We start from the raw sequence: 11,896 nt of genomic DNA, 5'->3' as shown, positions 1-11,896 counted from the left end.
AGATCTACACTCTCTCCGTCGTCGGCAGCGTCAGATGTGTATAAGAGACAGACCGAGAACCTGCCAAGGCCGGCAGGAGTACCTCGCCGCGGTTGGCAGCTGCTCGGTGTGTTGCGGGTCAGGGGGTCGGGAGGGGGGAGCCCTGCCGGACGCCGTGGAGGCGCTCGAGCAGGTCGGCATAGCGGCCGGTGACCTCCGCCGAGACGCCGGCCGCATCGAGCGGTGCGTCGTACTCGGAGTCGATCTGCAGCTGCCACGTCGGCGGCACGTCGCCCCCGGACAGCGCCCACGCCGCCTGGCGGGCCGCGCCGACGCCGACGTACTCGGCGGGGGAGCGCACCACCACGGGTGCCCGGAAGAGGCCGGGCGCGATCTCGCGGACGGCACGCGAGGCCGAGGCGCCCCCGATGAGCAGGACCCGCTCGACGCCGACGCCGTGGCCGCGCAGGGCGTCGACGCCGGCGACGAGGTTGCAGAGCATGCCCTCGACGGTGGCGCGCGCGAGGTTCTCGGGGGTGGCGTTCGCGCGGGTCAGGCCGCCGAGCGTCCCCGCGGCGTCCGGCAGGTCGGGGGTCCGCTCGCCGTCGAGGTAGGGCAGCAGCGTCAGACCGCCCGCCCCGGGCTCGGCCGCGAGCGCGAGCCGGTCGAGCTCGGCGAGGTCCACACCGAGCATCGCGGCGGAGGCCGTCAGGACCCGGGCCGCGTTGAGGGTGCACATGAGCGGCAGGTGGCGACCCGTCGCGTCGGCGAACCCGGCGATGGCGCCGCTCTCGTCGCGGATCGCCGAACCGTGCGGGGTGAAGACCGTGCCGCTCGTGCCGAGCGAGACGACGACGTCCCCGGGCTCGAGCGTCAGCCCGAGCGCGGCCCCCATGTTGTCGCCGGTCCCGGCAGCCACGAGCATCCCCGACGCGGTACGGCCCGCGGCCTCGGCGGGCGCCAGCACGTCGGGCACGGCGACCCGGCGACCGAAGGCCAGCTCGAGCAGGTCGACGCGGTAGTCGTCCGTGGCCGCCGACCAGTAGCCGGTCCCCGAGGCATCGCCGCGGTCGGTCGTCCAGCCTCGAAACCCGTTGCCCTGCTGGAGGATCCTTCCGGTGAGCCAGTCGTGCGGCAGGACGACGCGGGCGACGCGGGCAGCGTGCTCGGGCTCGTGCTCGGCCAGCCAGCGCAGCTTGGTCACGGTGAAGCTGGGCACGAGGACGAGACCCACCGCGTCGACCCACGCCGCCGCGCCCCCCAGCTCGTCGGTGAGGTCGCGAGCGGCCCGGGCGCTGCGCGTGTCGTTCCAGAGCAGGGCGTCGCGCACGACGACGTCGGAGTCGTCCATCGCGACCATGCCGTGCTGCTGCCCGCCGACGGCGATGGCGGCGACACCGTCGAGGATGCCGCCGCCGCTCGCCTGCTCGTAGGCCTCCCACCACCGGTCCGGATGAACCTCGGTGCCGTCGGGGTGAGGGGCTCGGGCCGTGCGCACCACCGCGCCGGTCTCGGCGTCGCAGACGACGATCTTCGTCGACTGGGTCGAGCTGTCGACCCCGGCGACAAGGGTTCGGTCGTCGGTCACGTGCTGCCTCGGCTGGTCCATGACCGAAGGGTCTCCCGAGCGCCGTTGTCGTGCAAGGCCGAGAGCGCGTCCGTGAACACCGCGGTGAACCGGGGGTCGTCGACGAGGCCGCCGAAGAGGTCCCGGTCGCGCAGGAAGGCGAGGGGGTCGTCGTGCTGCCGGGCCGCCGCAGCCATGACGCGGTCCCGGACCCGGTCGACGACCTCGATCGGCTCGCCCTGCTCGTCGACCCCCTCGGCGTACCGTGCCCACGAGGCCACGACGAGGGCCGAGCGGTGCACCTCGCCCCCCGTCTCGAGGTTGTGGTTGATGACCGGGACGAGCCACTTCGGGATGCGGTCCGACGACTCGGCGCATAGCCGCGCCAGCGTGTCGCGCACCTCCGGGTTGGCGAACCGCTCGACGAGCTGGTGCCGGTACGCGTCGAGGTCGACACCGGGCACGTCGGGGAGCGTCGGGCTGCCCTCGTGCTCCATGTAGCCGAGGAGGAAGTCGACGAAGAGCGGGTCCTGGCAGACCTCGTGCGCGTACCGGTAGCCCGAGAGGTAGCCGAGGTAGCACAGCGCCTGGTGGCTCGCGTTGAGCAGCCGCAGCTTCATCAGCTCGTAGGGCACGACGTCGTCGACGAGCTGGACGCCGGCGTCCTCGTAGGGCGGCCGGCCGTCGGTGAAGTGGTCCTCGAGCACCCACTGCGTGAACGGCTCGCAGACGACGGGCCAGCCGTCCGCGATGCCGAACTCGCGGTCGAGGCGGTCGATGTCGTCGGGCGTCGTCACCGGCGTGATGCGGTCGACCATGCCGTTGGGGAACCGCACGTGGGCGTCCATCCAGTCGGCGAGGTCGGGGTCCTTGAGCCGGGCGAACGCCGTCATCATCCGACGTGCGACGTCGCCGTTCCCCGGCAGGTTGTCGCACGACATGACGGTGAACGGCGGCGTCCCGGCCGCGCGGCGCGCCTCGAGCCCGGCCACGACGTAGCCGAAGACGGTGCGCGGCGTCGCACCGTCCTCGAGGTCGGCGCGGATCGACGGGTCGTCGGCGTCGAACTCGCCCGTCACCTGGTTGACGAGGTAGCCACCCTCGGTGATCGTCAGGCTGACGATGCGGGTGGCGGGGTCGGCGAGCTTGGCGACGACGGCCTGGGGGTCGTCGGGAGCGAAGAGCAGCTCGACGATGCTGCCGACGACCCGGGGCTCCCGGTGGCCGTCCGGGTGCTTGACGACGAGCGTGTAGAGCCCGTCCTGCGCGCTCAGCGTGTCGATGATGCGCCGGTCGTGGGGCAGGGCGCCGACGCCGCAGATGCCCCAGTCGAGCGCCTCGCCGGCGTTCATGAGCGCATCGACGTACATGGCCTGGTGGGCACGGTGGAACCCGCCGACACCGAAGTGGACGATGCCGGTCGTCACGGCGCGCCGGTCGTACGCCGGCCGCGCGACGCGCGGGTCCAGGCCCCCGAGCGTCGCGTCGGACAGGGCCACCCCGGAGCGGTCGGGTGCGGCAGCGCTCATCGCACGGCACCCATCGACAGGCCCTGCACGAGCTTGTCCTGCGCCGCGAACCCGGCGGCGAGCACCGGCAGGGACACGACGAGCGAGGCCGCGCAGACCTTGGCGAGGAACAGACCCTGGCTCGTGACGAACCCGGTGAGGAACACCGGCGCCGTGCCGGCCGTGGTGCCGGTGAGCACCCGCGCCAGCAGCAGCTCGTTCCAGCTGAAGATGAAGCAGATCAGGGCGGCCGACGCGATGCCCGGCATGACCACCGGCGCGATGACGTCGCGCAGCGTCCGGGTCAGGCTCGCGCCGTCGACCTGCGCCGCCTCGAGCATCTCGACCGGCACCTCGGCGAGGAAGGAGCGCAGCATCCAAACCGCGATCGGCAGGTTCATCGACGTGTAGAGGATGACGAGCAGCCAGATGTTGTCGAGCAGGTGCGCCCGCTGGGCGAACAGGTAGATCGGCAGGATGCCGGCGACGATCGGCAGCATCTTCGTGGAGAGGAAGAAGAAGAGCACGTCGGTCCACTTGCGCACCGGCCGGATCGACAGGGCGTACGCCGCCGGGAAGGCCAGCAGCAGGACGAGGATCGTCGACAGGACGCTCGCCGTCAGCGAGTTGAGCAGCGAGGGCCACGGACCGGCGTCGAAGAACGTCCGGTAGCCCTCGAGGCTGAGGGGCGCGAAGAGGCTCGGCGGGTTGGTCGCCGCGTCGGTCTCCTTGTGGAACGAGGTCAGCACCATCCACAGCACCGGCAGGGCGAAGAGGATGCCGACGACCCAGGCGAGCAGGCCGAGCAGGGCGTGGCTCTTCGGCGGCTTGCGGTGCGCGATCGGCACGGTCGGGGTGCCGGGCGTCCCGGGGGCTCCGGCGTCCGTACGCCGTCCGCTGCCGGTCCCCGTGCCGGCCCGGGTGCCGGGTGAGGTGCTCTGCGGGACGGCGCTCATCGGGTCTCCTCCTTGAACAGGCTGAACACGGTGCGCAGGGCCAGGGTGGCGATGATGATCGTGCCGATCACCACGACGACGCCTGCAGCAGAGGCACGCCCGTAGTCCTGGGCGGTGTAGAAGGTCTGGTAGATGAAGTACGGCAGGTTGGCCGTGCCGAGGCCGCCGGACGTGATCGTGAAGACGTGGTCGAAGTTCTGCACGACGTAGATCGCCCCGAGCAGGGCCGACAGCTCGATGTACTGGCGCAGGTGCGGCAGCGTCATGCTCTTGAAGATCTGCCACCCGTTCGCGCCGTCGATGCGGGCGGCCTCGACGACGTCGAGGGGGCGGCTCTGCAGGCCGGCGAGCAGGATGAGCATCATGAACGGCGTCCACTGCCACACGAGCGCCGCGATGATCGACCACAGCGGGTTGTTCGTGATCCAGTCGGGCTGCGGGGCGTTCGGCCCGAAGACCGCCTTGAGGAGGCCGTTGAACAGGCCGTACTCCGGGTTGTAGAGGGCGTGCTTCCACAGCAGGGCCGCTGCGACCGGGACGACGAGGAACGGCGTGATCATCAGGGTGCGGACGACGCCGCGGCCACGGAACCGGCGGTCGAGCAGCAGCGCGATGCCGAGCCCCAGCAGGAGGCTGAGGACGACGACGGCCACCGTGAGCAGGACCGTGACGATGACGGCCGACCGCGTGTTGGTGTCGGTGAAGACCCGCCGGAAGTTGTCGAACCCGGCGAAGCCGCGCTCGTCCGGGTAGTAGGCGTTCCAGTTCATGAACGAGATGACGAGCGTCGCGACGAACGGCAGCTGCGTCAGGATGATGACGAAGACCAGCGCCGGCAGAAGCGGGGCCCGGCGGGCCCAGTCACCGGCCCGGGCCAGCGTCGTGGCGCGTCCGGCGTCCTCGGTCGGGTGGGTGGCGCCCGGGGTCTCGTCGTGGGTGTGGGTGCTCGTGCTCACTGGTCCGCCTCCCGTGCCTTGTAGCGCTCGGCGACGTCTGCGGCGAGCTTCTGACCGTTGTCGAGGGCCTCGGCGACCGACGTGCGCCCGGCGATCGCGGCGCTCACCTCCTGGCTGACCTGCGTGCCGAGGTCGGGGAACTCCGGGATGTCGACGAACTGGACGCCGAGCGCCGGCCGCGGCTGCACACCCGGGTTCGCCGGGTCGGCCGACTCGATGGCCTGCTTCGTCGGCTCGGCGAATGCCGAGGCCTCGGCGAGGTACTTCGGGTTCTCGTACGTCGAGGACCGCTTGCCCGCGGGGACCCTCGACCAGCCCAGCTGCTCGCCGACGAGCTGCTCGTACTCCTTGCTCGAGGCCCAGGAGACGAACTTCCAGGCGTTCTCCTGCTTCGTGCTCGCGGCCTGGATGCCCCACGACCAGGCGTAGAGCCAGCCCGAGCTCTTCGTGCGGACGACCGGTGCCGGGGCGTACCCGAGCTTGCCGCGCACCGGCGAGTCCTTGGCCTCGAGCGAGCCGGCCGCCGACGTCGCGTCGTACCACATCGCCACCGAGCCCTGCGTCAGGTTGTTGAGGCACTCGGTGAACCCGGCCTGCGGGGCACCGTTCTCGCCGTGGGCCCGGACGAGGTCGACGTAGAACTGGACGGCCTGCCTGAACTCCGGGGCGTTGACCTTGGGTGTCCAGTCCTTCTCGAACCACGTGCCACCGAAGGTGTTGACCACCGTGGTGAGCGGGGCGAAGACCTGCCCCCAGCCGGGCTGGCCGCGCAGGCAGATGCCCTTCATGCCCGGCCGCGCACCGTCGACCTTGGCGGCGATGTCGGCGACCTGCGGCCACGTCGGGGCGGCCGGCATCGTCACGCCCTTGGACTGCAGGACGTCCTTGCGGTACATGAGGAAGGAGGACTCGCCGTAGAACGGCTCGCCGTAGACCTTGCCGCCGTAGGACAGCGAGGTCTGCATGGGCTTGAGGATGTCGGCCTGGTCGAACCCCGGGTCCTTGGCCAGGAAGGGGTCGAGCGGCGAGATCCACTTGGCCTTGGCGTAGATCGGGATCTCGAAGTTGGAGACCGTCGCGACGTCGTACTGCCCTGCCTGGCTGGAGAACTCCTGGCTGATCTTGTCGCGGACGTCGTTCTCCGGGAGCACCGTGAAGTTGACCGTGATGCCGGTCCGGGCCGTGAAGTACTTGGCCGTCAGCTGCTGCAGGTCGACCATCTGCGGGTTGTTGACCATGAGCACGCTGATGCTGTTCGGGCCGCCCCCTCCGATGCCGCCGCCGCCCCATCCGGCGCAGCCGGCGAGACCGGTGACGATGCCCGTCGCCAGCCCGGCCACCAGCACCCGTCGCCCGACCCGTCGTCGTCGGTGCCCGACCTCGCCTCGTCGCACGTCTCCTCCTTGAGTTTCGCTCATTTGAGCGCTGCAGCGCACATATGAGTAAAGTGACTGGCGTCACCGCTGTCAACCGTTCGGCGGCAGGCAGGACGGGCGTCGAGTGCGGAAGGAGGCGAAAGTGAGGGGTGCTGCCACGAACGACCGCCGGACACGCCAGACTTCGCGTGTGAAGGACGCGGCCATCGAGCGACGCGGCCCGGCCGAGCTCGTGCTCGCGGCCGCGGTCGCGCGGCGCCACTACCTCGCCGGCCAGTCGAAGGTCGAGATCGCCGACGACCTCGGCCTGAGCCGGTTCAAGGTCGCCCGGCTCATCGACTTCGCCCGCGAGGCCGGGATCGTGCGCATCGAGATCGTCGCCGACGGCGAGCTCGACCTCGACCGTTCCGCACGCCTCCAGGAGCGCTACGGCCTGCGGCACGCCGTCGTCGTGGACGGCTCGCGCGTCGAGGCGTCGGCGCTGGCCGACCACCTCGGGCTGGCCGCCGCGCGCCTGCTCACCGACATCGTCCGCGACGACGACGTGCTCGGCCTGCCGTGGTCGCGCTCGGTCGATGTCATGACCCGCTCGCTGCACGACCTGCCCCCCGTCGACGTGGTGCAGCTGAGCGGCGCGATGGAGGTCGAGGGCCACGACAGCAGCGCCGTCGACATCGTCCGCCGGGCCGCCCGGGCCACCGGCGGGGGGTCCTCCATCTTCCACGCGCCCCTCCTGCTCGACGACGCCGCCGGCGCGGCCACGCTGCGGCGCGAGCCGCAGGTCGCCAAGGTCCTCGCCCGCGCCTCTCGCGTCACCATCGCCGTCATGGGCGTCGGCGCGTGGGCCCCAGGCCTGTCGACGATCCACGACGCCGTCGCCCCCGCCGACCGCAAGGCCCTGGCCCGCCTCGGCGTCGTCGGCGAGATCGCCGGTGTGCTGTTCGACGCGTCCGGCACCGTCATCGAACCTTCGCTGTCCGAGCGCGTCGTCACGATCAGCCCGGAGGCGCTGCGCGGGATCGACGAGGTCGTCGCCATCGCGTCCGGAGCGCAGAAGGGGACGGCGGTGCGTGCGGCCCTCACCGGGCGGCTCGTCAACGCCCTCGTCGCCGACGCCACCCTCGCCGACGCGCTCCTCGGCTGACCCCGCGCTGACCTCGCGCTGACCTCGCGCTGACCCGCGCCGGCCCTGCGCCCGAGCCCTCCGCGTCCGACCCCTCTTCACCGTTCCCTCGAACGCGGCCGGCGACACGCCCACGATCAGAGACGCGCCCGGCTGTGGCCGCCGATCCGGTGTGTGATGAGACCGGCAGTCCTCCCCGTGCGCGGTGGTCCGTGCTCTAGGTTCGGGAGCCAGTGCCGTCGTCAGCGAAGGAGCCAGCGTGCAGATCGGTGTACCCCGAGAGACGCGTGCCCGCGAGACGCGGGTCGCCGCCACGCCCAAGACCGTCGAGCAGCTCGTCGCCCTGGGCTACGAGGTCGTCGTCGAACGCGGTGCCGGCGCCCTCGCGAGCTTCGCGGACGCCGCCTACGCCGAGGCCGGCGCGCGCCTCGTCGAGCGTGAGGAGGCCTGGGGCTCCGACGTGGTGCACCAGGTCAACGCGCCCTCCGCCGCCGACATCGCGCTGCTGCGGCCGGGTGCCGTGCTCGTGTCGCTCATGGCGCCCGCCCTGAACCCGGACCTCCTCGAGAACCTGCGGGCCGCCTGTGTCACCGCGATGGCGATGGACGCCGTGCCGCGCATCAGCCGGGCACAGTCGCTCGACGTCCTGTCCTCGATGGCCAACATCGCCGGGTACCGAGCGGTCGTCGAGGCCGCGCACGAGTTCGGCTCGTTCTTCACCGGGCAGGTCACCGCCGCGGGCAAGGTCCCTCCGGCCAAGGTCCTCGTCGCCGGGGCGGGTGTCGCCGGTCTGGCTGCCATCGGCACCGCCCGCTCTCTCGGTGCCATCGTGCGGGCGACCGACGCGCGCCCCGAGGTCGCCGAGCAGGTCGAGTCGATGGGGGCCGAGTTCCTTCCCGTGCAGGTGGCCGAGACCGAGCTGTCCCCGTCGAGCGACGGCTACGCCAGGGAGATGGGGGAGGCGTTCAACCGCGCGGCGGCCGAGCTGTACGCGTCGCAGGCACCGGACGTCGACATCGTCGTCACGACCGCGCTCATCCCGGGCCGCCCGGCGCCACGGCTCATCACGGCCGAGATGGTCGCGACGATGAAGCCGGGGTCGGTCATCGTCGACATGGCCGCGTCCAACGGGGGCAACGTCGAGGGCTCGGTCCCCGACGAGCTCGTCGTGACCGCCAACGGCGTCAAGATCATCGGCTACACCGACCTGGCCGCCCGCCTGCCCACCCAGGCCTCTCAGCTCTACGGCACCAACCTCGTCAACCTCATGAAGCTGCTGACCCCCGGCAAGGACGGACAGGTCGTCCTCGACCTCGACGACGTCGTGCAGCGCAACATGACGGTCGCCAAGGACGGCGAGCTGCTGTGGCCCCCGCCCCCGATCCAGGTCAGCGCCGCACCCGTGCCGGCCCCCGCGTCCGCCCCCAAGGTCGTGAAAGAGCCTGAGCCACCGAAGGACCCGCGCCGAAAGTATGTGGCGATGGGCATCGGTGCCGTGCTGTTCGCCCTCATCGCCGCCTTCTCGCCCACCAGCTTCCTCGGACACTTCACGGTCTTCGCGCTCGCGGTCGTCGTCGGCTACTACGTCATCGGGCACGTGCACCACGCGCTGCACACGCCGCTCATGTCCGTGACCAACGCGATCAGCGGCATCATCGTCGTCGGGGCCCTGATCCAGCTGGGCCAGTGGCGAGGCGGGATCTCCGGCGTCATCGTCGTCCTGGCGTTCCTCGCCACGCTGATCGCGAGCATCAACATCTTCGGTGGCTTCCTCGTGACCCGCCGGATGCTGACCATGTTCCGGAAGGGCTGAGCGCCGATGGACCTCGCACTGATCCAGGCCGCCTACATCGTCGCGGCCGTGCTGTTCATCCTGTCCCTGGCCGGCCTGTCGAAGCACGAGACCGCCAAGGACGGCAACGTCCTCGGCATGGTCGGCATGGCGCTCGCGCTCGTCGCCACGCTGTGGCTCGCGCTGCGCGGGTCGGGAGCCACGAGCTGGCTGCTCATCGTCGTGGCCATGGCGATCGGCGCGGGCATCGGGATCTGGCGGGCGCGACGCGTCGAGATGACCGGCATGCCCGAGCTCATCGCGATGCTGCACTCGTTCGTCGGCGCCGCCGCGGTGCTGGTCGGGTTCAACACCTTCCTGGCATCCGGGTCCTCGGTGACCTCCGACGGCGTGCACCTCGTCGAGATCTTCCTCGGGGTCTTCATCGGCGCGGTGACCTTCACCGGATCGATCGTCGCGTTCCTCAAGCTCTCGGCGCGCATCTCGAGCAGGCCACTCATGCTGCCGGCGCGGCACTGGCTCAACCTCGCGGCCCTCGTCGTGTCGGCCGGGCTGCTCGTGTGGTTCGTGGCGTCGCACTCGATCCTGCCGCTCCTGGTCATGACGGCGATCGCGCTGGCCTTCGGCTGGCACCTCGTGGCCTCGATCGGCGGCGGCGACATGCCCGTCGTCGTGTCGATGCTCAACAGCTACTCCGGTTGGGCGGCGGCCGCGGCCGGCTTCATGCTCGGCAACGACCTGCTCATCGTCACGGGTGCGCTCGTCGGCTCGTCCGGTGCCTACCTGTCGTACATCATGTGCACCGCGATGAACCGCTCCTTCGTCTCGGTCATCGCCGGCGGCTTCGGCTCCGACGGTGCGGTGACGAGCGGCGACGTCGACTACGGCGACCACCGCGAGACGAACGCCGAGGAGGTCGCCGACCTGCTGACCCACGCGTCCTCCGTCGTCATCACGCCCGGCTACGGCATGGCGGTCGCGCAGGCGCAGTACCCGGTCGCGGACCTGACCGCGAAGCTGCGTGAGCGCGGCGTCGACGTGCGGTTCGGCATCCACCCGGTCGCGGGGCGCCTGCCCGGGCACATGAACGTGCTGCTGGCCGAGGCCAAGGTGCCCTACGACATCGTCCTCGAGATGGACGAGATCAACGACGACTTCCCCGAGACCGACGTCGTCCTCGTCATCGGCGCCAACGACACGGTCAACCCTGCCGCTGCGGAGGACCCCAGCTCACCCATCGCCGGGATGCCCGTGCTGCAGGTGTGGAACGCCAAGGATGTCGTCGTGTTCAAGCGCTCGATGAACGCGGGCTACGCCGGTGTCCAGAACCCGCTCTTCTTCCGGGACAACAGCGCCATGCTCTTCGGCGACGCCAAGGAACGCGTCGAGGACATCATCAAGGCCCTCTGACCCGGCCCGCCCCGACCCCGCCCACCCCCCTCCTCTTCCGCACCGAACGAGTCGTTCGGTGCCGAAAGTGCTGGTGGACCGACGCGTTCGAGCCCGAACACCGCGTTCGGCACCGAACGACTCGTTCGGTTGGGGCCGCGAGCCGTGCCGGGAACCGAACGACTCGTTCGGTGGGGAGACTGGGCTGTGCGTCTTCAGCTGGCCCGGGCGCGGTCGCGGGCGAGGGCGGCTTCGATGCGTGCGCGTACCTGAGCCGGGTGATGCAGGTCTGCCCACGTCAGGCGCACGACCTCGTAGCCGAGCCGGCGGAACCCGTCCTCACGACGCTTCTCGGCGAACAGCATCGACTGCGCCTGGGCTGCCGAGTCGGCCGCGTACTTGTCCCGACCGTCGAACTCGACGAGCACGCGAGTCCCGCGGACGACGAAGTCCGCCCGCTCCGGATGCCCGTGCGCGCCGATGGTGCCCGGCTCGAACTGCGGCTCGAGGTCGTAACCCAGTCCACGCAGCACGAGAGCCGTCATCGACTCTCCGGGGGACTCGTGCCGCGCGTCCAGCCACGGTATGGCAGCGCGCGCCCGGATGAGCCCTCGCTGGCCACGCAGCGCGGTGGCTGCGGCCATGATCTGGTGGCGCGTCGCATCGCCGCGCCTCAGCGCGCCGTCGCCCGCGACGACGAGGGACGTGACGTCGAGCAGGCCGGCCTGGACGACGGCCAGGGCCGGATGAACCGTCACGTCCCGATGCGGCAGGGCCGGTGCGTCGATCGCCTCGTGCATGCGCACCCGACTGTACGAGCGGAACCCGGCATCCGGTCCGAGCCACATGAGGTGGACCGTCCCGAGGTCGACGGCCTCCAGAGGGAGCTGCAGGAGCACGAGAGCCGAGCCGTGGCTGGCGACCGCCTGGCCGTCGTACTCCTGCAGCAGGGCCGTGGTGCGCAGCAGGTGCCGGTCCCGGGCGTCGCGAGGACGCCGCGTCGCGTACCAGCCACGGTGCAGGGGGAAGGCCTGGCCGGCCCGGACGCGTCGCCTCATCTCAGCGCTGGTGACGCCGCACGTCCGGGCATGTGCGGCCGAGACGACGTCCTCATGGGCCAACGAGGCGAGATCCATGGAGTCGATGGTGGCCCACGGGGCAGGGAGCTCGCTGCGGCCCTGTGGACAACCGCCGGTCGAGCCCGGGCCAGGGACTGTCTCTTATACACATCTGACGCTGCCGACGACGGA

The 11,896-nt window shown here is 71.1% G+C and carries 9 protein-coding genes; 3 read left to right on the top strand and 6 right to left on the bottom strand.

Annotation, left to right across the window (positions count from 1 at the left end; translation table 11 throughout):
- Positions 1 to 118: 118 nt before the first annotated feature.
- From xylB to ACPYOM_RS17010, 5 genes are read right to left on the bottom strand one after another with little or no spacing between them, the layout of a single operon-like run.
- On the bottom strand, positions 119 to 1,588 hold the full coding sequence (gene xylB, locus ACPYOM_RS17030) for a xylulokinase (RefSeq protein WP_481346872.1): 1,470 nt from the start codon (positions 1,586 to 1,588) through the stop codon (positions 119 to 121).
- Positions 1,564 to 3,075: a mannitol dehydrogenase family protein gene (locus ACPYOM_RS17025; protein WP_481346871.1), complete on the bottom strand. Its 1,512-nt coding sequence runs from the start codon at positions 3,073 to 3,075 to the stop codon at positions 1,564 to 1,566. The genes xylB and ACPYOM_RS17025 overlap by 25 nt, the downstream gene beginning before the upstream one ends.
- Entirely contained in the window at positions 3,072 to 4,010 is a 939-nt protein-coding gene (locus ACPYOM_RS17020; RefSeq protein ID WP_481341656.1) for a carbohydrate ABC transporter permease, read from the bottom strand. Before ACPYOM_RS17020 ends, ACPYOM_RS17025 begins: the two co-directional genes overlap by 4 nt.
- Positions 4,007 to 4,966, bottom strand: a complete 960-nt coding sequence (locus ACPYOM_RS17015) for a carbohydrate ABC transporter permease (protein WP_481341655.1) — start codon at positions 4,964 to 4,966, stop codon at positions 4,007 to 4,009. Before ACPYOM_RS17015 ends, ACPYOM_RS17020 begins: the two co-directional genes overlap by 4 nt.
- A complete protein-coding gene (locus ACPYOM_RS17010) occupies positions 4,963 to 6,360 on the bottom strand; it encodes an ABC transporter substrate-binding protein (protein ID WP_481346870.1) in 1,398 nt (465 codons plus the stop codon). Before ACPYOM_RS17010 ends, ACPYOM_RS17015 begins: the two co-directional genes overlap by 4 nt.
- 172 nt (positions 6,361 to 6,532) lie before the next feature.
- Between ACPYOM_RS17010 and ACPYOM_RS17005 the strand changes: the two genes are divergently transcribed.
- From ACPYOM_RS17005 to pntB, 3 genes are all read left to right on the top strand, one after another.
- Entirely contained in the window at positions 6,533 to 7,486 is a 954-nt protein-coding gene (locus ACPYOM_RS17005) for a sugar-binding transcriptional regulator (protein WP_481346869.1), read from the top strand.
- A 238-nt stretch (positions 7,487 to 7,724) separates the two neighbouring features.
- On the top strand, positions 7,725 to 9,278 hold the full coding sequence (locus tag ACPYOM_RS17000; protein ID WP_481346868.1) for a Re/Si-specific NAD(P)(+) transhydrogenase subunit alpha: 1,554 nt from the start codon (positions 7,725 to 7,727) through the stop codon (positions 9,276 to 9,278).
- A gap of 6 nt (positions 9,279 to 9,284) precedes the next feature.
- The gene (pntB, locus tag ACPYOM_RS16995; RefSeq protein ID WP_481346867.1) at positions 9,285 to 10,667 is read left to right on the top strand and encodes a Re/Si-specific NAD(P)(+) transhydrogenase subunit beta; all 1,383 of its coding nucleotides are present in this window, start codon (positions 9,285 to 9,287) and stop codon (positions 10,665 to 10,667) included.
- Positions 10,668 to 10,861: 194 nt separating this feature from the next.
- On the opposite strand, the gene ACPYOM_RS16990 is transcribed toward pntB, so the two are convergent.
- Entirely contained in the window at positions 10,862 to 11,704 is an 843-nt protein-coding gene (locus ACPYOM_RS16990) for a hypothetical protein (protein WP_481346866.1), read from the bottom strand.
- Between the last annotated feature and the right edge of the window lie 192 nt (positions 11,705 to 11,896).

Source organism: Monashia sp. HAY1-2A (assembly GCF_056755315.1).
The sequence above is the reverse complement of the archived record's forward strand: the minus strand, read 5'-3'. Positions and strand labels throughout refer to the sequence as shown.